General features: G+C 71.0%; 16 protein-coding genes, 1 pseudogene and 1 riboswitch. Of the genes and pseudogenes, 11 read left to right on the plus strand and 6 right to left on the minus strand.

What is annotated here, in order from left to right; translation table 11 throughout:
* Positions 1 to 2: 2 nt before the first annotated feature.
* The 3 genes from AB0C76_RS18785 to AB0C76_RS18795 form a co-directional block, all read right to left on the minus strand.
* Positions 3 to 833, minus strand: coding sequence for a carbohydrate ABC transporter permease (locus tag AB0C76_RS18785; protein WP_359966155.1), 831 nt, complete (start codon positions 831 to 833; stop codon positions 3 to 5).
* Positions 830 to 1,807 (minus strand): sugar ABC transporter permease, encoded by a 978-nt coding sequence (locus AB0C76_RS18790; RefSeq protein ID WP_359966158.1) that lies wholly within the window; start codon positions 1,805 to 1,807, stop codon positions 830 to 832. Before AB0C76_RS18790 ends, AB0C76_RS18785 begins: the two co-directional genes overlap by 4 nt.
* Positions 1,808 to 1,945: 138 nt before the next feature.
* The gene (locus AB0C76_RS18795) at positions 1,946 to 3,226 is read right to left on the minus strand and encodes an extracellular solute-binding protein (RefSeq protein ID WP_359966161.1); all 1,281 of its coding nucleotides are present in this window, start codon (positions 3,224 to 3,226) and stop codon (positions 1,946 to 1,948) included.
* A gap of 337 nt (positions 3,227 to 3,563) precedes the next feature.
* Here AB0C76_RS18795 and AB0C76_RS18800 point away from each other — a divergent pair, with 337 nt between their 5' ends.
* The 4 genes from AB0C76_RS18800 to AB0C76_RS18815 all read left to right on the plus strand — a co-directional run bounded on the left by AB0C76_RS18800 (position 3,564) and on the right by AB0C76_RS18815 (position 7,496).
* Complete coding sequence (locus AB0C76_RS18800; protein WP_359966164.1) at positions 3,564 to 4,355, plus strand: GntR family transcriptional regulator; 792 nt, start codon at positions 3,564 to 3,566, stop codon at positions 4,353 to 4,355.
* A gap of 308 nt (positions 4,356 to 4,663) precedes the next feature.
* Positions 4,664 to 4,927, plus strand: a complete 264-nt coding sequence (locus AB0C76_RS18805; protein ID WP_359966166.1) for a DUF3311 domain-containing protein — start codon at positions 4,664 to 4,666, stop codon at positions 4,925 to 4,927.
* Positions 4,924 to 6,540 (plus strand): monocarboxylate uptake permease MctP, encoded by a 1,617-nt coding sequence (gene mctP / locus AB0C76_RS18810; RefSeq protein WP_359966169.1) that lies wholly within the window; start codon positions 4,924 to 4,926, stop codon positions 6,538 to 6,540. The genes AB0C76_RS18805 and mctP overlap by 4 nt, the downstream gene beginning before the upstream one ends.
* 158 nt (positions 6,541 to 6,698) lie before the next feature.
* Positions 6,699 to 7,496 carry a histidine phosphatase family protein gene (locus tag AB0C76_RS18815; RefSeq protein ID WP_359966172.1) on the plus strand — a complete coding sequence of 266 codons (798 nt, stop codon included), beginning with the start codon at positions 6,699 to 6,701 and terminating at the stop codon, positions 7,494 to 7,496.
* A 30-nt stretch (positions 7,497 to 7,526) separates the two neighbouring features.
* Here AB0C76_RS18815 and AB0C76_RS18820 read toward each other — a convergent pair whose 3' ends face one another.
* A complete protein-coding gene (locus tag AB0C76_RS18820) occupies positions 7,527 to 8,498 on the minus strand; it encodes a helix-turn-helix domain-containing protein (protein ID WP_359966175.1) in 972 nt (323 codons plus the stop codon).
* Between the two features lie 417 nt (positions 8,499 to 8,915).
* Between AB0C76_RS18820 and AB0C76_RS18825 the strand changes: the two genes are divergently transcribed.
* The 7 genes from AB0C76_RS18825 (at position 8,916) to AB0C76_RS18855 (ending at position 19,421) form a co-directional block, all read left to right on the plus strand.
* Positions 8,916 to 9,410 (plus strand): GNAT family N-acetyltransferase, encoded by a 495-nt coding sequence (locus tag AB0C76_RS18825; protein ID WP_359966177.1) that lies wholly within the window; start codon positions 8,916 to 8,918, stop codon positions 9,408 to 9,410.
* Positions 9,411 to 9,497: 87 nt separating this feature from the next.
* The gene (locus AB0C76_RS18830; RefSeq protein WP_359966180.1) at positions 9,498 to 10,610 is read left to right on the plus strand and encodes a DUF2510 domain-containing protein; all 1,113 of its coding nucleotides are present in this window, start codon (positions 9,498 to 9,500) and stop codon (positions 10,608 to 10,610) included.
* A 264-nt stretch (positions 10,611 to 10,874) separates the two neighbouring features.
* Entirely contained in the window at positions 10,875 to 12,938 is a 2,064-nt protein-coding gene (locus tag AB0C76_RS18835; RefSeq protein WP_359966183.1) for a glycosyltransferase family 2 protein, read from the plus strand.
* Entirely contained in the window at positions 12,938 to 14,257 is a 1,320-nt protein-coding gene (locus tag AB0C76_RS18840) for a glycosyl hydrolase (RefSeq protein ID WP_359966186.1), read from the plus strand. Before AB0C76_RS18835 ends, AB0C76_RS18840 begins: the two co-directional genes overlap by 1 nt.
* 62 nt (positions 14,258 to 14,319) lie before the next feature.
* Entirely contained in the window at positions 14,320 to 15,597 is a 1,278-nt protein-coding gene (locus AB0C76_RS18845) for a ricin-type beta-trefoil lectin domain protein (RefSeq protein ID WP_359966302.1), read from the plus strand.
* Between the two features lie 65 nt (positions 15,598 to 15,662).
* Positions 15,663 to 15,807, plus strand: a riboswitch (cobalamin riboswitch).
* Positions 15,808 to 15,996: 189 nt separating this feature from the next.
* The gene (locus AB0C76_RS18850) at positions 15,997 to 18,402 is read left to right on the plus strand and encodes a ribonucleoside-diphosphate reductase subunit alpha (protein ID WP_359966305.1); all 2,406 of its coding nucleotides are present in this window, start codon (positions 15,997 to 15,999) and stop codon (positions 18,400 to 18,402) included.
* A gap of 23 nt (positions 18,403 to 18,425) precedes the next feature.
* Entirely contained in the window at positions 18,426 to 19,421 is a 996-nt protein-coding gene (locus AB0C76_RS18855; RefSeq protein WP_359966307.1) for a ribonucleotide-diphosphate reductase subunit beta, read from the plus strand.
* A gap of 66 nt (positions 19,422 to 19,487) precedes the next feature.
* Here AB0C76_RS18855 and def read toward each other — a convergent pair.
* Both def and AB0C76_RS18865 read right to left on the minus strand, forming a co-directional pair.
* A pseudogene (gene def, locus AB0C76_RS18860) lies at positions 19,488 to 20,030 on the minus strand (peptide deformylase); the annotation flags it as partial.
* 138 nt (positions 20,031 to 20,168) lie between these two features.
* The gene (locus AB0C76_RS18865; RefSeq protein ID WP_359966189.1) at positions 20,169 to 21,161 is read right to left on the minus strand and encodes a hypothetical protein; all 993 of its coding nucleotides are present in this window, start codon (positions 21,159 to 21,161) and stop codon (positions 20,169 to 20,171) included.
* Between the last annotated feature and the right edge of the window lie 115 nt (positions 21,162 to 21,276).

A 21,276-nucleotide genomic window follows, 5' to 3' on the forward strand; every position in this document is an offset into this window, starting at 1 on the left:
TCTCAGCCCTTCACTGCGCCGTCGGTCAGACCACTGACCGCCTTGCGCTGCAGGAAGACGAACAGGATGAGGATGGGCAGCGCGAAGAGGGTGGACGCGGCCATCGTGGCGCCCCAGTCGGTGCCGGAGTTGGTCTGGAACGAGGAGAGCCACAGCGGCAGGGTCTGCGCCTGGACCTGCTTGCTCAGGATGTTGACGAGCGGGAACTCGTTCCAGGCGGTGATGAAGCCGAACAGCGAGGTCGACATCAGGCCGGGGGCGAGCAGCGGGAAGATCACCTTCACGAAGGCCTGGGTGCGGGTGCAGCCGTCCACCATCGCCGACTCCTCCAGCTCCTTCGGCACGGCGGCGATGAAGCCGCGCAGCGTCCAGATCGTGAAGGGCAGGACCATCATCATGTAGAAGGCGGTCAGCGGCACCAGGTTGTTGAGCATGTCGCTGTCGCGGACGATCAGGTAGGCCGCGATGATCATGACCTCCCAGGGCGCCATCTGCGCGGCCATGACGACCAGCACGAAGCCCTTGCGGCCGCGGAACCTCATCCGCGCGATCGCGAACGCGGCCAGGGTGGCGATCAGCAGCGAGCCGACCACGGCACCGGCCGTGACGATCAGGCTGTTGGTGACGTACGTCCAGAAGTGGTCGACGTGCACCGCGCGGTCGAAGTGGGCCAGCGTCCCGTCGAGCGGCAGGAAGACCGGGTCCCGGCTGACGATGTCCTTGTCCTGCTTGAAGGACGTCGAGAACATCCAGTAGACGGGGAAAAGGAAGAAGACCAACAGGACCGACGCGACGGCGTTCGGCCAGGTGCGTCCGATGAGCGAGCGCCTCACAGCTCGTCCTCCTGCTTCAGGATGATGCGGAAGTAGTAGGCCATCAGCAGGCTCAGCATCAGGATGGTCAGGACCGCGATCGCGGACCCGACGCCGAAGCGCTGGGCGCCGAAGCCCTCCAGGAACGCGTGGACCGGCAGGGTCCGGGTGAGTCCGTCCGGGCCGCCCTTGTTGATCAGGTAGACCTGGGTGAAGGACTTGAAGACCCAGATGACCTCGAGGAAGGTCGTGGCCAGGAAGAACGGCTTGAGGATCGGGAAGATCACCGAGCCGAAGACCTTGAAGGAGCCGGCGCCGTCCATCCGGGCGGCCTCGTAGAGCTCCTTGGGGATCGTGGTCAGGCCCGCGTAGGTGTTGAAGGCCACGAACGGGATCGACTGCCAGACGATCAGCAGGATGACCACGAAGAAGGTCGAGTACTCGCCGCTGGTCCAGCTGAAGTCGGCCATCGAGTGCCAGCCGAGCTTGTCCAGGAACCAGTTGACGACGCCGTAGTGCTGGTCGAACAGCCAGGTGTAGACGGTGGTCGCGGCGACGATCGGCATCGCCCAGGCCAGCAGTAGCGCGACGGACAGCGCGAGGCGCATCCGCTTGCCGAGCCGGTCGAGCAGCAGGCCGATCAGCGAGCCGAACACCATAATGAGGACGACGTTGACCGCGGTGAAGACCACCGTGCGCAGCGTGATCGTCCAGAACTCGGAACTGCCCAGCTGCTCCGTGTAGTTGGCGAAGCCGTTCCACTCGGTCAGGTGCTGGATGAACTGCCGCTTGTTGAGGTTCTGGAACGACACCACCGCGATCTTGAGCAGCGGCCATCCCAGCAGGAAGACGGTCGCCGCGATGGCCGGCAGCAGCAGCAGGTACGGCGCGCTCCGGGCACCCAGGCTCCGCCCGTCCGCCGGTCTGCGGCCCTTCTTCGGGGTGCGCTCGGCACCGGTAGTGGCGATCTCGTCTGTCACTGCCACCGCGGTCATCCCTGGTTCCGGGGACTGTGTCTGCACCCGCTGCGAATGCACAGCCATCGTTCTCTCTTCCTGACAACCCGTCACGACGGACAGGCGTCGCCCACCGGCCCCCCGCCGGGAGCCGGTGAGCGACGCCGCTCGACTGCCTTACTGCTTCTGGTTGAGACGCTTGGCGATCTCGTCGTCGGCCTTCTTGGCGGCGGCGGCGTAGTCGCCGGTGAGCGCCGCGGTCAGGAAGTCCTTGATCGGGTTCGGCTCGTTCTCGACGTTGCTCCAGGTCGGCACGTTCGGGGTGGTCGCACCGTTGGCCGAGGCCGGCAGGGCGGCCTTGGCGAAGTCGCCGACGACCTGGCTGTTGAGCGAGGTCTTGTTCGGGATGAGGCCGGCGCCGGCCATCAGGCCCTCGTTCTTGTCGCTCATGGCGATCTTGAGGAAGCCCTTGGCGAGCTCGGGGTTCTTGGTCTGCTGGGCGATGGCCAGGTTCGAGCCGCCGAGGAAGACGCTGGAGGGCTTGTCCGCGGTCTTGCCGGGCAGCGGGAAGTAGCCGATCTTGTCGGCGGACAGCTCCTCGGGCTTCGGGATCTCCCAGCCGAGGCCGATGATGGTGCCGATGTTGCCCTTGGCGAAGACGTCCTTCTGCTGCGGGGTGGCCTCGTCCTTGTCCTTCGGGGCGGTGGCCGAGTAGCTCTGCAGCTTCTTGTAGGTCTCGAAGGCCTTCTGCGCCTCGGGGGACGACAGGCCGCCGGCCCACTTGTCGCCGTCCTTCTTCGCGAACTTGCCGCCCTCGCTGGTCAGCAGGCCGAAGTAGGCGTACCACTCCTGGCCGGGCATGTAGAGCGGGTCGGTGACGCCCTGGACGGTCTTGACCTTGTCCAGGTCGGCGTAGAACTCGTCGAGGGTCTTCGGCGCGGTGGTGATGCCGGCCTTGCCCCAGATGTCCTTGTTGTAGGTCACCACGCGGTTGGTGAAGTACCACGGGGCGGCGTACTGCTTGCCGTCCAGGGTCGAGGACTCGTTCAGGTTGGCGGCCCAGTCGGCGCCGCCGACGTTGGCCTTGTCCTTGGTGATGTCCATCAGACCGCCGGTGGCCGCGTAGCCCGCCGTCTGGGTGTTGCCGATCTCCAGGACGTCGACCGAACCCTCGGAGAGCGCGGCGGTGACCTTCTGGCCGATGCCGTTCCACTTCTGGGTCTGGATGTCGAGCTTGGCGCCCGGGTAGGCGGCGGTGAAGTCGGCCTTGACGCTGTCCTCCCAGCCCTTCGGGGCGGAGCCGTCCATCAGCCACACGGTGAGGGTCTTGCCGTCGAAGTTCTTGGCCGCCGAGGACGAACCGCTCTTGCTGTCGTCACTCTTGCCGTCCGAGCCGCAGGCCGCGAGACCCACGACCATTGCCGCGACGCCGACCGCCGCGATGAGCTGACGCTTCACGCCATCCTCCTGAGGGATGCCTGGATTGCCCCCGTCGGGTGGCAGCGGCTCACCCACGCATAGCGGGAGGAAAGGTGCCGCGGACCCCTTCGAACGGGTGGGGGGATTCGTAGTCACCGGTCTAGTGGTGTAGACCAGATGCCTGGAGCTTGGCCTAGACCAATGGGCCTGTCAACGGCTGTTCGACCGATCAGGACCACCCGTTATCAAGCCGACACCGCACATCGTTCATCGCGTGATGAGGTATTCGTTCCGTAGCCATACATGCAACGATGTGACCCGTTAACGATGTGGCGGGGCCGGCGAAGGCCCCGCGAGGAGCGGGAGAACAGGTCCGATGAGCAGCGACGGGGGAACCAGCGCCCAGGTCAACGACCCCGAGGTGAAGAACCTCGCCACGCAGGCCGGCACCGACCCGACCGCGCGCGTCCCCAAGTACTACGGCCTCAAGCGCCACCTGCTCCAGCTCACCGAGACCCAGCCCGCGGGCACCCCGGTCCCGCCGGAGCGCGCCCTCGCCGCCCAGTTCGACACCTCCCGCACGACCGTCCGCCAGGCCCTCCAGGAACTGGTCGTCGAGGGCCGGCTGGAGCGCATCCAGGGCAAGGGCACCTTCGTCGCCAAGCCCAAGGTCGCCCAGGCGCTCCAGCTCACCTCCTACACCGAGGACATGCGGGCCCAGGGCCTGGAGCCCACCTCGCGGCTGATCGAGATCGGCTACATCACCGCCGACGACCGGCTCGCCCCGCTGCTGGACATCAAGCCCGGCGGACGCGTGCTGCGCATCGAGCGCCTGCGGCTGGCCAACGGCGACCCGATGGCCATCGAGGTCGCCCACCTGTCCGCCAAGCGGTTCCCGGCCCTACGGCGCAACCTCGCCAAGCACAACTCCCTGTACGCGGCCCTGCGCGAGGTGTACGGCGTCACCGTCGCCGAGGCCGAGGAGACCATCGAGACCACCCTCGCCAACCCCCGCGAGGCCGGCCTGCTCGGCTCGGACCTCGGCCTGCCGATGCTCCAGCTCTCCCGGCACTCCTTCGACGGCGACGGCAACCCGGTCGAGTGGGTGCGCTCCATCTACCGCGGCGACCGCTACAAGTTCATCACCCGCCTGAAGCGCCCCGAATAGACCGCTCCCCCACCCCCGAATTCCGGGCACCGGCGCACGCGCCGGTGCCCGTTTCGTCATTGCCGGCTCCCACCCGCGAACGCGCGCCGGGTGGGGGCGTCCGGATAGCGGGAAGTTCTGTCATTCCCAGTGACATGGATCACTCCATGGTCTAGATTGCGCAGCCGTACTGACAGCCGATCACCGATGGTGCTGCTCGGCGGGTCCCGGGGGTGCGCACGGCGTCCCGGGGGCTGCGGCGCCGACGGGGTGGACCCTGCGGAGCGGAGCCGAAGATGCCGTCTGATCCCGATGTCACCGAAGATGTCATGCCCGAGCCACCAGGAGCCCCGCTCCCGGCGGTGACGCCCGAGCGGGTGCTGGCCGGGCTCGCCCTGCTCGTGCCGATCGTGGCGATGCTCTGGGTGTCCTCCTACGACAAGACCGGCCCGGCGGTGGGCGGGATGCCGTTCTTCTACTGGTACCAGTTGCTCTGGGTGCCGGCGTCGGCCGTGTTCACCGTCGCCGCGTACCTGCTGATCAACCGCGACGAGAAGGCCCGCAAGGCCGCCAAGACGGGTGGCACGCGATGAAGGACGTCAACGTCCCCGCCCTGACCGTGTTCGTGCTGTTCTTCCTCCTGGTCACCGTGATGGGCTTCCTGGCCTCGCGCTGGCGCCGGGCGGACAACGCGCAGCACCTGGAGGAGTGGGGCCTCGGCGGTCGCAGCTTCGGCACCTGGGTCACCTGGTTCCTGCTCGGCGGCGACCTCTACACCGCGTACACCTTCGTGGCCGTCCCCGCGGCCGTGTACGCCACCGGCGCGGCCGGCTTCTTCGCGGTGCCGTACACGATCGTCGCCTACCCGCTGGTGTTCCTCTTCCTGCCGCGGCTGTGGTCGGTCTCCCGGGTGCACGGGTACGTCACCCCGGCCGACTTCGTGCGCGGGCGGTACGGTTCCCGGCCGCTGTCGCTGGTGGTCGCGCTGACCGGGATCCTCGCCACCATGCCGTACATCGCGCTCCAACTGGTCGGCATCCAGGCCGTGCTGGACGTCCTGGGCGTGGGCGGCGGCGCGAACGCGAACTGGTTCGTCAAGGACCTGCCGCTGTTCATCGCCTTCGGCGTGCTCGCGGCCTACACCTACTCCTCCGGGCTGCGGGCGCCGGCCCTGATCGCGTTCGTCAAGGACGCGCTGGTCTACATCGTGATCATCGTCGCGGTGATCTACATCCCGATCAGGCTCGGCGGATACGGCCACATCTTCGACGCGGCGCACCAGAAGTTCAGCGCGCCGAAGGCGGCCGGCTCGCTGACCGTCCCGGGCGACAAGCAGTGGACGTACGCGACGCTCGCGCTCGGCTCGGCGATGGCGCTGTTCATGTACCCGCACTCGGTGACCGGCGTGCTGGCCTCCAAGTCCCGCAACACGGTGCGCCGGAACATGGCGATCATGCCGGCGTACTCGCTGATGCTGGGCCTGCTCGCGCTGCTCGGCTTCATGGCGATCGCGGCCAACGTCAGCAAGGGCGACAAGACGTTCAACGCCCAGCTGTCGGTACCGCGGCTGTTCGCGGACATGTTCCCGGACTGGTTCACCGGCGTCGCCTTCGCGGCGATCGGGATCGGCGCGCTGGTGCCGGCCGCGATCATGTCGATCGCGGCGGCGAACCTCTTCACCCGCAACGTCTACAAGGAGTGGCTGAAGCCCGCCGCCACCGCGGCCGACGAGACCCGGGTCGCGAAGCTGGTCTCGCTGCTGGTCAAGGTCGGCGCGCTGGTCTTCGTGCTCGGCATGGACAAGCAGGCCGCGATCAACCTCCAGCTGCTGGGCGGCCTGTGGATCCTGCAGACCTTCGTCGCGATCGTCGGGGGCCTGTTCACCCGCTGGTTCCACCACTGGGCGCTGTTCGCCGGGTGGGCGGCCGGCATGACCTACGGCACCTGGGAGGCGTACCGGATCGCCAGCCCGGCCACCAAGCACTTCGGCGGCAACGCGGCCGAGATCCCCGGGATCGGCCAGTACGGCTACATCGGCCTGACCGCCTTCGTGCTCAACCTGGTCGTCGCCGTGGCCCTCACCCTGGTGCTGCGGGCCGTCCGGGCGCCCTACGGCCCGGACGAGACGAAGCCGGCCGACTACAGCGCCGAGGCCGGCGGCGACGACGAGCCGGAGAACGCGCCGGAGCCCGTAGCGGCGCACTGATTGGCCGTGTGCGCGCCCTGTGATCGCGCCGTCTTCTCCGTGAACACTGGGAGAAGGCGGCGCGATCATATGTATGAGCGGGCGCGCACGTCGGGCACCACCAGACCGGACCGGACACCACCGGCCGGCACCTGATCGACCACGGGGAGCTCGCGGCAATGGCAGAACTCGGCACCACCCTCAACGGCCAACACCAGTCCACCCGTCCGCCCGTCACCACGAACGGCCAGGCCGCGAACGGCCAGCCGCCCGCGGTGCGGCTGCCGTCCGTGCTGATCGCGACCCGGCACGGCGAGTCCACCGCCAACGTCGAGTTCCAGCTGGCCGAGGCGGCCGGCGCGCTCAGCGTGCCGATCAGCTGCCGGGACGCCGACATCCCGCTGTCGCTGCACGGGCAGCAGCAGGCGCAGGCGCTCGGCCGCTGGTGGGCCGCGCTGCCCAGCGCCGACCGCCCGCGCAGCGTCTGGTGCTCGCCGTACGTGCGCACCGCCGAGACCGCCCGGATCGCGCTCGCCCAGGCCGCCGGGCTCGGCGCCGTTCCGGTCACGCTCGCGGTGCGCCACGACGAGCGGCTGCGCGACCGCGAGCTCGGCGTCCTGGAGATGCTGCCGAAGGCCGCCATCGAGGCCAAGTACCCGCAGGAGGCGGCCCGGCGGCGCAAGATGGGCGAGCTGTACTACCGCCCGCCCGGCGGCGAGTCCTGGGCGGACGTCGCGCTGCGGGTGCGCAGCGTGCTGCGGGACGTGTGCGAGGAGGACGCCGGGCGGCCGGTCCTGCTGGTGGCGCACGACTGCACCGTGCTGATGCTGCGGTACGCGCTGGACCGGCTCACCGAGGAGCGGCTGATGACGCTCGGGCCGGTGCACAACTGTTCCACCAGCCTGTGGCGGGCCCGGGACGGGCGGCTGCGGCCCTCGCACTGGAACGACACCGGGCACCTGACGGTGACGGACTGACGGTGGCGGACTGACGGCCGGCCCGACGCGTCACTCCGGCCGGACCCCGGCGACGGCCGGCCCGGCGAAGCAGCGCCGGTAGGCCAGCGGCGTGGTCCCGAGCCGGCGCCCGAAGTGGTGGCGCAGGGCCGCCGCGTTGCCGAAGCCGCAGCGGGCGGCGATCGCGTCCACCGATTCGGTGGTCGACTCCAGCAACCGCTGGGCGAGCAGCACCCGCTGCCCGGTGAGCCAGCGGTGCGGGGTGGTCCCGGTCTCCTGCTGGAAGCGGCGGGCGAAGGTGCGCGGTGACATGTGGACCCGGGCGGCCAGCTGCTCGACGGTGGACTCCCGGTCCAGGTGGTGGCGCATCCAGTCGAGCAGCGGGGCCAGGGAGTCGCCGTCCCCCTCGGGCAGCGGGCGGTTCACGAACTGGGCCTGCCCGCCCTCCCGGTGCGGGGCCACCACCATCCGGCGGGCGATCGCCCGGGCCACCTCGGCGCCCTGCAGCCTGCGCACCAGGTGCAGGCAGGCGTCGATGCCGGCGGCCGTCCCGGCCGAGGTGATCACCGGGTCGTCGTCGACGTAGAGGACGTCCGGCTCGACCCTGGTCCTCGGGAAGCGCTCGGCGAGCTCCTCGGTGTGCCGCCAGTGGGTGGTGGCACAGCGGTCGTCCAGCAGGCCGGCCTCGCCGAGCACGAAGGCGCCGCTGCAGATGGAGAGCACCCGGCCGCCGCCGGCGACCGTCGCGCGCAGGGCCTCCAGCAGCGCTTCCGGGTAGCGCGGGCGGATCGCGGAGGCGGTGACGATCACCAGGTCGGCGCCGACCAACCGCTCCGGGCCGTGCGGGACGTCCATCGAGAAGCCGGCGTGGGTGCGGTGCGGGCCCGGGCGGGCGCCGGCCAGTGCGAAGTCGTACCCGGGCAGGCCGTCGGCGGTGCGGTCCAGGCCGAACACCTCACAGGCGACGCCGAGCTCGAAGGGGTGGATCTCCTCAAGCACGACCGCGACCACGTTCCTGAGCATGCGGATCAGCATGCCCGGCGGACCTCGGCGGCGGAAGCCGGCCGGGTCGAAATCAGCGGCGCGGTGGCAGGAATTCGATGCAAGCGGTCGTTCCTGCCACTCGTGGGCGCCCGCACGGTCCGGCCAGGGTGGAGCCATGGACTCCGAAACGATCGCGAGCGCAATCGCCCTGGCCGGTGCCGTCGGCGGGTTCGGCCTGCTCGGCACCCTGATCGGCCGCGAGGTCTCCCGCGGCGCCGCCGCCGGCCGCGACAACTGGCACCGCGCCGGCGGCTACCCGGCCGGCCCGGAACGCCTCGACCGCCTGTACGGCACCATGCCCGCCGCCTCGCTTCGCCCGTCGGCGGACCCGGCCGTCCTCCCGGTCCGCGCGGCCCCCGGGATCAGGACCGCGCACGGCTCCGGCACACTTTCCCCATGGACATCGTCATCCGCCCGGCCCGCGAGGAGGATCTCGCCGACGCCGGCCGCATCACCGTCGAGGCGTTCGTCGGCGACGGCCACACCGCGCCCGACAGCCGCTACGTCGAGCTCCTGCGCGACGCCGGCCGCCGCGCCCGGGAGGCCGAGCTGCTCGTCGCGGTCGACGTGGCCGGCGGACGGGTCCTCGGCTGCGTGACCTTCGCGGTCGGCGGCACCGAGTGGGCCGACATCGCCGTCCCGGGCGAGGGCGAGATCCGGATGCTCGCCACCGCCGCGGCCGCCCGCGGGCGGGGCGTCGGCGAGGCCCTCGTGCGCGCCGCCCTGGCCCGCACCCGCGAACTCGGGCTGGCCGGGATGGCGTTCTCCACCCAGCCGCGGATGACGACCGCCCACCGCATATACGAGCGGGTCGGGTTCCGGCGCGCACCCGAGCGCGACTGGGCCCCCTTCCCGGGCATGGACCTGATGGTGTACGCGATGGCCTTCTGACGGCGTTCCGGCAGCGTGCGCGGCCGGTGGCCGAAGGCCGGTGACTTGAAATGACCATCCGATAGGGACACTGCTAGGATCCGCCGCATGACGACGGGGAGTGCGCCTAGCGGCTGGTATGACGACCCTTCCGGCCAGCCCAACACGCTGCGCTGGTGGGACGGTTCCACCTGGACCGACAAGATTCAGGCCAAGCCCGGAGGCGCCGCGGGCGCCCCCGCGGACGCGGCGGCCCCGACGGCCGTCGCCGCGCCGGCGCCGGGCCCGGCCGCCGCACCGCCCACCCCGACCATGCCGTCCCTGCCGACCCAGACCGCCGCGTCGGGCCCGCAGTCCGGCCCGGCCGCCCGGCCCGCGCCGGCCCCCCAGCCCGTCCAGCCGCAGGTCCAGCAGCCCGCGCCGCAGCCGAACCCGCTGGCCGGTCCCGCCGCGTCCGCGCCGCAGCCGATCCCGACCTCCGTGGTCTTCGAGACCGTCGACCCGAAGCGCGGCAAGAACCGGATCCTCCTGGCCGTCGGCGCCGTGGTGCTGTCCCTGGCGATGGCCGGCGCCGGCTACGTCGTCGGCCACAAGACCGGTGGCTCCCCGAAGGACGCGCCGAGCACCGCGCCCGCGGCCGCCGGCGACCCCAAGAGCCCGAACGGCTTCATGGGCACCGCGCTGACCGGCGGCCAGCCGCTCGCGGGCGGGCGTCAGGTCACCGGCCAGGACGGCAAGATGAACTTCATGGTGCCGCAGGACTGGCAGGTCCAGAACGACGCCAAGACCCCGACCGACGTCCGGTACGCGGTCAACCCGTACGCCTGCGTCGGCCACGGCAACGGCGCCTGCACGCGCGGCCTCGTCGTCCAGAACCTCCGGGTGTTCAACGGCGGCTGGTCCGACCCCAAGTCCCTCGTGCTCGGCATGGGCCAGCTGCTCTACAACACCCGCTACGGCTCGGACGCGCCCAGCCCGCCGGAGCCGGTGAAGCAGTCGGCCGTCAAGATCCAGGGCCTGGACGGCTACCTCGCCCTGTGGCACGTGCCGATGTCCAGCGGCTCCTCGACCCCGGACAGCTACTGCGGCGTCCTGGAGGTCACCCCGGCGGCCGGCGCGACCACCGTCCCGGTGCTGCAGATCTGCCTGGACCAGGCGGCGGAGGCCCCGCCGCTGACGGTCATGGACCAAATCGCGAACTCCGTCAAGATCACACCGTGACGAACGAACCGTCCCGCAGGCCCCGCCCCTCCCGGCGGGGCCTGCGGGCGTTTTCGGCCGCACCGGCCCCGAACCCCCGGCTGTGATCGGTCCACCGCTACCCGTATGCTGACCGACTGAACCGACCATCAGACTGCATCCGTTACCACTCCGGCGCCCCTTCGAACCGTCGAACGACGGGCGGGTGACCACGGCCGACGGACGGTGACAGAGCAGGAAACCAGCGGCTCCGGCGTGACGGAGCGGTTGTACGGGGGAACACCGGTGGACTCCACCAACGAACACGCGGCGAACCGGACCGGCCGGGGACGAGGACGCCACGGACGCGTACTCCCCCGGGCCCGCCACGAACGGCGGCTCGTCCGCCGCGACCTGCGCAACAGCGCCGCCCAGCGCGCCTACGTAGCCGGCGCCGACGCGACCGGCCCGCTGTCCCCGGGCGAGGACGGCGCCGCCGTGCGCTACCGCTCGGTGTCCTCCCGCGGCGTCAAGTTCGTGATGACCGTCCTGGTCACGGTCAACGCGCTGGCCGGCCTCGCCTTCGTCGGCTGGCTGCTGCTGCCCGAGCACATCCCCGGCTCCGGCGTGGGCTGGTCCCCGGACTGGCGGATCAACCTGGCGCGCATCTGCTTCTGCGCCGTCATCACCGTCGAGGTGATCCGGCTCATCCAGAACCTCGCCGTCTGGGTCTTCGCGTTCCGCGCCAAGGACCCCCTGCCGGTCACCCCGCCGCCCGGCCTCAAGGTCGCCGTGCTCACCACGATCGTGCCCTCCAAGGAGCCGATCGAGATCGTCGAGCGCACCCTCGAAGCGATGCTGCGCATCGAGTACGACGGCCAGGTCGACGTCTGGATCCTCGACGAGGGCGACGACGACCGGGTCAAGAAGATGGCCGCCCGCCTCGGCGTGCACCACTTCAGCCGCAAGGGCCGCCCCGAGTACAACCAGGCCGAGGGCGAGTTCCGGGCCAAGACCAAGTCCGGCAACCACAACTCCTGGCGCGCCGAGCACGAGCACGGCTACGACGTCGTGGCCCAGATGGACCCCGACCACGTCCCGCTGCCCTGCTTCCTGGAACGCACGCTCGGCTACTTCCGCGACCCCGACACCGCGTTCGTCGTCGCCCCGCAGGTCTACGGGAACATGTACGACAACTGGGTCGCCCACGGCGCCTCCGTGCAGCAGTACCTGTTCTCCGGCCTGGTCGAGCGCGGTGGCAACGGCATGGACGCGCCGCTGCTGATCGGCACCAACCACCTGTACCGGCCCACCGCCTGGCAGCAGATCGGCGGCTACCAGGACTCGATCATCGAGGACCACCTGACCAGCATGCGGATCCAGGCCACCGTCAACCCGGCCACCGACCGCCGCTGGAAGGGCGTCTACACGCCCGACGTCCTCGCCGTCGGCGAGGGGCCGACCTCCTGGACCGACTACTTCAACCAGCAGAAGCGCTGGGCCTACGGCATCTGGGAGATCCTGCTCAAGAGCCGCCTGCGCTCGGGCCTCAAGCTGCGCCTGCGCCAGCGCGTGCTCTACGGGCTCGTCCAGTTCTACTACCCGAGCGTCGCGGTCAACACCGTCCTCGGCAGCCTCGCCACCTCCGTCTACCTGGCCCTCGGCGTCACCTCCATCCACCTCAACAGCACCCACTGGATGGCCCTGTGGGGCGCCAGCATGGGCAGTTGGTTCGTGCTGTGGCTGTGGCTGCGCCGGTTCAACCTGGCCGCGCACGAGCGGCGCGAGATCGGCATGGCCGGCATGGGCCTGGCCCTGTTCGCCGGCCCGGTGTACGTCGCCGCGGCGCTGGCCGCGCTGCTGCGCCGGCCGCTCGCGTACGCCGTCACGGCCAAGGGCGACCTGCGCAGCGCCGAGTCCCTCTCGACGTTCCGGCTGCACCTGCTGTGGGCGGCGGTCGCGGGCGGGCTGCTGGGGGCGAGCTTCACGCTCCACCACGACATCTGGATCCTGCGGTTCTGGGCGGTCGTCAGCCTGTTCACCGGGGTCGCGCCGCCGGTGATCTCCTTCGTCAGCGGTCGCCGCGAGGCCCGCGCCCAGCGCGCCGCCGCGGCCAGGGCCACCGAAGCAGCCGAAGCCGCCGAGGCCGTCGAGGCCGTCGAGGCCGTCGAGGCCGTCGAGATCGCGGAAACCACCGCCGTCCCCGCGGCTCCGGCCGCGTCCGAGGCCGGGGAATCGCCCGCCGCCCGGCCGGTGCCGACGCAGCGTCGCCGGCCCGCGCGTGCCGAAGAGGCGGACGCCGCCGAGGAGTTCGAGGAGCTGCTGGAGCCCGCACGGGCCGGCGGCCGCCGTGAGCAGAAGGGCCGCTGATGCTGCGGATCACCGTCCCCAGGATCGCCGCCCTGGTCGCCCTGGCCCTGATGGTCGGCTACACCTTCGTGCTCGCGCCCAGGCTGTCGCGCAACCACGACCAGGACCCGTACGGCTTCGCCGGCGCCGCCCCGACCGCGATGCCGACCTGGCTCACCAGCGCCCTGGCCGCGCCCCCGACCGCCACCCCCGCGACGGCCTCCCCCGACGCGAGCGCCGTCCCGGCCCCCACGCCCGCCCCGGCACCGCAGTTCCCGCCGGCCGGCGAGGCGTTCACCGGCATCATGACCAAGCCCGGCCCGTACGACCTCTCCCCGCTCGACGAATTCACCTCCGCCGTCAAGCACCAGCCCAACGTCCTGGAGTTCTCGGTCGGCTGGTGGGACCGCAAGTTCGACCGCCGGATCTTCGACACCGTCGCCCAGCGCGGCATCATGCCGATGGTCGCCTGGGAGCCGTGGGACTACCGCAAGGAGGCGAAGGAGGACAAGCTCCGCGGCGAACAGCCCGAGTACGCCCTCTCCAACATCATCGACGGCAAGTTCGACGACTACATCAAGACCTGGGCCGAGGGCGTCAAGGGCCTCGGCTACCCCGTCGCGCTGCGCTTCGCCCACGAGATGAACGGTTACTGGTACCCCTGGGCCGAGCAGTCCAACGGGAACAAGAAGGGCCAGTACGTCGAGGCCTGGAAGCACGTCCACGACATCTTCAAGCAGGTCGGCGCGACCAAGGTCACCTGGGTGTGGAGCCCCAACGTCGACTACGAGAACGCCACCAGCCTCAACACGCTCTACCCCGGCGACGACTACGTCGACTGGATCGGCCTGTCCGGCTACTACGGCACCACCGGCGTCGAGAAGTACAAGTCCTTCGACCAGATCTTCCAGCCGACGATCAAGGAGCTCCGGGGCTTCACCCAGAAGCCCGTCGTGATCACCGAGACCGGCGCCACCGACACCTCCGGGCTCAAGGCGCAGTGGATCAGCGAGATGTTCGCACAGCTCCCCCAGCACCCCGACATCATCGGCGTGATCTGGTACGAGGCGCGCAAGGAGGTCGACTGGCGGGTCGCCGCGTCCGACGCGGCCTCGCAGGCGTACGCCGCCGGGGTCTCCGCGCCCCGCTACAACACGCCGTGGACCGTCCGATCGGTGCCGGCCCTGACCGCTGCGCCGCCGCCACCGCCGCCCGCGCCCTCACCCGACCCCTCCCCGTCGCCCTCGGCGTCCCCGTCGGCCACCAGGCCGAGCCCGCCGGCCCGGAAGCCGACCAGCACCGCCACCCGGCCGCGGTCGAGCTCCACCCCCGCCGGATGAGCGCGCCCCAGGTCCGGCCGACGGACCGCACGACCACGCAGCAGCAGGGAGGCGAGCACCCCATGACCAACCCCGCCATACCCGGCGCCGGACCCGCCGGCCGGCGCCCGTGGTGGGCGCTCGCACCGGCCGCGGTCCTCGCGCTGGTCCTGTGCGCCCTTCTGCTCCCACGGGGCCAGAAGGATCCCGCCGGGCCGGTCAAGGCCGCCCCCGTGGTCACCCCGCTGCCCGCCGCGACCGCCGGCGAGCTGTGCTCCACCGCGCAGAACCGTTACCCCTCGCAGGCCGTGGACTCCGGCCGCTACCTGATCAACCCCAACGAGTGGAACGCCACCGGCGGCCTGTGCATCAGCAGCACCGACGGCGCCACCGGCTTCAAGGTCACCCGCAGCGGCGTCGGCCCGGCCAGCCTGACCGACCCGCTGCGCGGCCCCGGCGCGTACCCGCACATCAGCACCCAGTTCCAGCCGGGCACCGGACCGCTGCCGATCCCGGTCAACAACCTGCGCTACGCGACCAGCAGCTGGCACACCACCCAGGTCGACTCGGGCGTCTACAACGCCTCGTACGACATCTGGTACAGCAACAGCCGCACCAGCTGCTCGTTCACCGAGAGCGCCGAGCTGATGATCTGGCTGCGCGGCAACGGCAAGACCCCCTTCGGCGACGAGGCCGGCGAGCTCAAGGCCGGCGGCACCTCCTACCGCGTGTTCCAGGCGCCGAAGACGGGCAACCACACCCTGATCACCTACGAGATGGCCACCAGCACGGCCTCCGTCACCGACCTGGACCTGCGGGCCTTCACCCGCGACGCCGTCCAGCGCGGCTACGTCCCGGCCGGCTCCTACCTGTGCGCCGTCCAGGCCGGCTTCGAGATCTGGGACGGCGGCGCCGGGCTCGGCAGCGACTCGTTCTCCTTCCAGGCCGCCGCCGGGCAGCCCAGCGGCGCGATCACCTCGGCCCTGCCGGGCCTGTGCCTGGACAGCCGGGTCGGCGGCGACCCGGCGGCGGTCGGCGCGGGCACCTGCGACGGCTCCCCGGCCCAGACCTGGACGATGGCGGACGACGGCTCCATCAACCAGTCCGGCCGCTGCGTCGAGGACCCCGCGATCGGCTTCCCCGTCCTCACCGCGTGCACCTCACGAGCCGACCAGCGCTGGCGGGTGACCCCGACGGGACAGCTCGCGAACCAGGACTCGGGGCGCTGCATCGAGAACCCGGCGAACCCCGCGGCCCCCTCTCCGGGCGCTTCTGCGGGGGCGGCTGCGGGCGGCGCGACCCAGGTGCGGATGCGCCCGTGCGACACCCGCACGAGCCAGGAATGGCACCCCCCTGCCTGAGCAGTTTATCGCACGCGAGCTCGAACAACTGTGCCGCGCGACACTACATGTGGGGCTGCATCGGATTACCGGCACTAGATGTATGCTCATCCCTGCTGTCGACGCAGGGGAACCCGGTGCGATTCCGGGACTGCCCCGCAGCGGTGTGCGGGCGGCTCAACAGAGCCTCTCCCGCGAGTCCGAGTACCTGCCGACGGCGTGCAGAGGCCCTCCCGCAGAGGCCGGCAGCACACGCAGTACCTTCCGGGCCTCGCGGGCGGGCCGGGGATGACACCGTCGCGCGACGCACCCTTGCGTGCCCGCGCGCGTGCGCCCCTGCCCCGAACGGTCCGGTACTCCGATCACCGCCGCCGATCGCCGCCAGGAGAGAGCGCCTTGACCATCGCTGCCTCAGCCACCCTGCCCACCCAGGGCACCGGCTCCGCCCCCGCCGACCCCACGGTCTCCGACCCCGGCGGCGCGCTCCTGCGACTCCTCACCGACCGCAGCGCCGATCTCCCCCAGGTGGACCCCGGCCACGTCGCCGCCGCCGCGCTGCGCGGGCGCCACGCCGGCTCGGACTTCGCCGAGCTGCGCGGGCTGGCCGTGGACGCCGCCGCGTCGATGATCGCCGAGGACCCCCAGTACTCGAAGCTGGCCGCCCGCCTGCTCGCCCTGGAGATCGTCGACGAGGCCGTCGGCCAGGGCGCCGTCTCCTTCGCCGCCTCCGTCGCCGTCGGCCACGCCGAGGGCCTCATCGGCGACACCACCGCCGCCTTCGTCGCCAAGCACGCCACCGCCCTCGACGCGCTGATCGACCCTCAGGGCGACGACCGCTTCGAGTACTTCGGCCTGCGCACCGTGCAGTCCCGCTACCTGCTGCGCCACCCGATCACCCGCAAGGTCGTCGAGACCCCGCAGCACTTCCTGCTCCGCGTCGCCTGCGGCCTGGCGGTCGGCGACAGCGAGCAGTCGGTGCGCGAGGTCGCCGAGCTGTACGGCCTGATGAGCCGCCTGGAGTACCTGACCTCCTCGCCGACGCTCTTCAACTCCGGCACCCGCCACCCGCAGATGTCGAGCTGCTACCTGCTCGACTCGCCGCTGGACAACCTCGACTCGATCTACAACCGCTACGCGCAGATCGCCCGGCTGTCCAAGCACGCCGGCGGCATCGGCCTGTCCTACTCGCGCATCCGCTCGCGCGGCAGCCTGATCCGCGGCACCAACGGCAAGTCCAACGGCATCGTCCCGTTCCTGCGCACCCTCGACTCCTCGGTCGCCGCGGTCAACCAGGGCGGCCGCCGCAAGGGCGCGGCCTGCGTCTACCTGGAGACCTGGCACGCCGACATCGAGGAGTTCCTGGAGCTGCGCGACAACACCGGTGAGGAGGCGCGCCGCACCCACAACCTGAACCTGGCGCACTGGATCCCGGACGAGTTCATGCGCCGCGTGAACGCCAACGCCGACTGGTCGCTGTTCTCCCCCGCCGACGTGCCCGAGCTCGTCGACCTGTGGGGCGAGGAGTTCGACGAGGCCTACCGCAAGGCCGAGCAGGCCGGCAAGGCCGTACGCACCATCCCCGCGCAGACCCTCTACGCCCGCATGATGCGCACCCTCGCCCAGACCGGCAACGGCTGGATGACCTTCAAGGACGCCTCCAACCGCGCCGCCAACCAGACCGCGCTGCCGGGCCGCACGGTGCACTCCTCCAACCTGTGCACCGAGATCCTGGAGGTCACGGACGACTCCGAGACCGCCGTCTGCAACCTCGGCTCGGTCAACCTCGGCGCCCACGTGGCCGACGGGGCCTCCGTCGAGGACCTGGTCAACGCCATGGACTGGGAGCGCCTGGACGCCACCGTCCGCACGGCCGTGACCTTCCTCGACCGCGTGGTGGACATCAACTTCTACCCGACGGTCGAGGCCGGCGCCTCCAACTCCCGCTGGCGGCCGGTCGGTCTCGGCGTGATGGGCCTGCAGGACGTCTTCTTCAAGCTGCGGATCGACTTCGACTCGGCCGAGGCCGCGCGGCTGTCCACGCTCATCGCCGAGCGCATCATGCTCACCGCGTACGAGCGCTCCGCCGACCTGGCCGAGCAGCTGGGCCGCCACGAGGCGTACGGCGAGACCCGCGCCGCCCGCGGCGAGCTGCACATCGACCACTTCCCGTCGGCCGCCCCGCAGTGGGCCGACCGCTGGGAGGCGCTGCGCGCCCGCATCGCCGTCACCGGCCTGCGCAACTCGCTGCTGCTGGCCATCGCCCCGACCGCGACGATCGCCTCGATCGCCGGCGTGTACGAGTGCATCGAGCCCCAGGTCTCCAACCTGTTCAAGCGCGAGACGCTCTCCGGCGAGTTCCTCCAGGTCAACCCGTACCTGGTGCGCGAGCTCAAGGAGCTCGGTGTCTGGGACCAGCAGACCCGGGACGCGCTGCGCGACTCCAACGGCTCGGTCCAGGACTTCAACTGGCTTCCGGCCGAGGTCCGTTCGCTCTACCGGACGGCCTGGGAGCTGCCGCAGCGCGCGCTGATCGACCTGGCCGCGGCCCGCATGCCGTACATCGACCAGAGCCAGTCGCTGAACCTGTTCATGGCCGCGCCGACCATCGGCAAGCTCAGCTCGATGTACGCGTACGCGTGGAAGGTCGGCCTGAAGACCACCTACTACCTGCGCTCGCGCCCGGCGACCCGCATCGCCCAGGCCGCGCCGGGTGCCGCCCGCGCCGCCGCGCCGGTGCCGGTGAACACCCCCGCCCTCACCCCGGAGCAGGAAGCCGCCCTCGCCTGCTCCCTGGAGAACCCCGAGTCCTGCGAGGCCTGCCAGTGAGCACCCCCGAGAACGACCGCAAGATGCTGCTCGACCCCGGCTTCGAACTGACGCTGCGCCCGATGCGCTACCCGTCGTTCTACGACCGGTACCGCGACGCGATCAAGAACACCTGGACCGTCGAGGAGGTGGACCTGCACTCCGACGTCGCCGACCTGGCCAAGCTGAGCGAGGGCGAGCGCCACCTGATCGGCCGCCTGGTCGCCTTCTTCGCGACCGGTGACTCGATCGTCGCGAACAACGTGGTGCTGAGCCTCTACAAGCACATCAACTCCCCGGAGGCGCGCCTGTACCTGTCGCGCCAGCTGTTCGAGGAGGCCGTGCACGTCCAGTTCTACCTGACGCTGCTCGACACCTACCTGCCCGACCCCGAGGACCGCAACGCCGCCTTCGCCGCGGTGGAGAACATCCCCTCCATCCACCAGAAGGCCCAGTTCTGCTTCAAGTACATGAACGCGGTCGACCACATCGACTCGCTGCAGACCAAGGAGGACCGCCGCGCGTTCCTCCTGAACCTGATCTGCTTCGCGGCCTGCGTCGAGGGCCTGTTCTTCTACGGCGCCTTCGCGTACGTGTACTGGTTCCGCTCGCGCGGCCTGCTGCACGGCCTCGCGACCGGCACCAACTGGGTGTTCCGCGACGAGTCCATGCACATGGACTTCGCGATGTCGGTGGTGGACACGGTCCGCGAGGAGGAGCCCGACCTCTTCGACGACGAGATGGCCAAGCAGGTCACGGAGATGCTGGAGGAAGCCGTCGCGGCCGAGCTCCAGTTCGCCCAGGACCTGTGCGGTGACGGCCTGGCCGGCATGAACACCGACTCGATGCGCCAGTACCTGGAGGCCGTCGCCGACCAGCGCCTGGCCCGCCTCGGCCTGCCGATCCGGTACGGCTCGACGAACCCGTTCGGCTTCATGGAGCTGCAGAACGTCCAGGAGCTGACCAACTTCTTCGAGCGCCGGGTCTCCGCCTACCAGGTCGCCGTCGAGGGCTCCGTCTCCTTCGACGACGAGTTCTAGGCCGCCCGCTCCTACGCAGCTGCCCCGCACGGAAGTTCCGTGCGGGGCAGCGGTGTTGAGGGGCGCTTACGCGTTCGGCACGGTCGCGTAGCGCGCGGTGCCCTCGGCCATCTGGCGCAGGGCGTCCTTGCGGTCCCGCTTCGACAGCTTGTCGATGTAGAGGAACCCGTACAGGTGGTCCGTCTCGTGCTGCAGGCAGCGGGCGAAGAAGCCGGTGCCCTCGACACGGATCGGGTTGCCGTCCTTGTCGACGCCCTTCACCGCGGCGTAGTCGGGGCGCGGCAGCTCGGCGTACGCGGTCGGCACCGACAGGCAGCCCTCGTTGCCGTCGTCCAGCACGCGCTTGCGGTCGGCCGGGTACTCCTCCAGCACCGGGTTGATCACGTGGCCGATGTGGCGCACGCCCTCGTCGTCCGGGCAGTCGTAGACGAAGACCTTCAGGTCCACGCCGATCTGGTTGGCCGCGAGGCCCACACCCTCGGCCGCGTACATCGACTGGAACATGTCGTCGATCAGGGCCGCCAGTTCGCCGTCGAACGCGGTCACGTCCTTGACCTCGCGGTGCAGGACGGGGTTGCCGACCACGGTGATCGGACGCGCGGTGCCCTTGGTGAGGTCGGGCTCCTCGCCGATCACCTTGACGGGTGCCTCGGGCGCGGCCCCCTCCACGTCGTGCTCGTGCTCGTGGTCGTGCTGCTCCGCCATGTCTTCCGCTTCCATAGGTCTACGCGTACCTCACCAGGGTACTCAGCAGACTTCTTCGAGATCCCGGTAAGCCCGGCTTCCGGGGGCCGCCGCGACCCAGCGGTCCAGCAGCGCGCGCACCAGGTGCGCGGGGGCGGCGATCCCGCACTCGCGCTCCACCAGCCACGACATCCCGGCCGCGCCGCCCTGGCTCAGGTGGCTCAGGTGGCCGGGGTGGGCCGCGTCGCCGTCGTCGTGCGGGTCGTGGTGGGCGGTGTGACCGTCGTCCGAGGCCATCCGGCTCTCCGAGCAGGCCCGGCACAGCAGCCGCACCGAGGACGTCCAGTCCTCCGCGGCGTAGCCGGCGTCCGCGACCATCCGCTCCAGCGCGTCCCGGTCGCCCGCCGTGGCCGCCTGGAGCAGCACGACGTAGGTGGGCACCGGGGACGGCGCCCACAGCTCGATCTCGTCGAACACCGGGTAGGCGATCCCGTCGGTGACCCGTTCGCCGTGCGGGGCGCCGTCGTGCAGCACCACCTCGCCCCAGCGGCGGCCGGAGGACGGCAGCGGGATGGACAGCACCTCGATGCGGGCCGGGTCCAGCCGCCGGCCCCACACCACCTCGGACTCGCCGTCCGGGGACAGCCGCACCGGCGTCGTCCCGAGGTCCAGGGCGACCGGGCCGTCCTGCTGGGCGCCCGGGCCGCCGGGCAGCTTCAGCCCGTACGCCTGCCAGGCGCGGCGGGCCAGCGGCCAGTCCTGGAGGGCGGTCGCGGTGATGCCGAGGTTCCACCAGTCGGGGGCGCCCTGTTCGCGGTCCAGCAGGGCGACGGCCCGCAGGCCGGCCGAACGGGCCTGCTCCCAGTCCCGGCGGAACTTGTGCAGCAGGGCGAGGTTGAACCAGGAGTCGGAGAGCCACGGCTCCAGGTCGGCGGCCATCACGAGCAGCGCGCCGGCGTCCTCGTAGCGGCCGTCGCCGATCAGCGTGAAGGCCCGGTCGGTCGTCTGCCGCCAGGTGGCGGACGGCCGGTGCCGTGCCCGGTGGAAGATCCTCACGTTCGTCCCTGCCGTCGTCGTCCGCTCAAGTCCCGTACCGCCGCTCCCGTATCCGCGATTTCCGGGATGCGGGCCCGGTTCCCCGGGTCGGTGTTCCACGCTACGACCGCATCCA

Origin of the sequence: Kitasatospora sp. NPDC048722 (assembly GCF_040650235.1) — a bacterium.
GTDB lineage: Bacteria > Actinomycetota > Actinomycetes > Streptomycetales > Streptomycetaceae > Kitasatospora.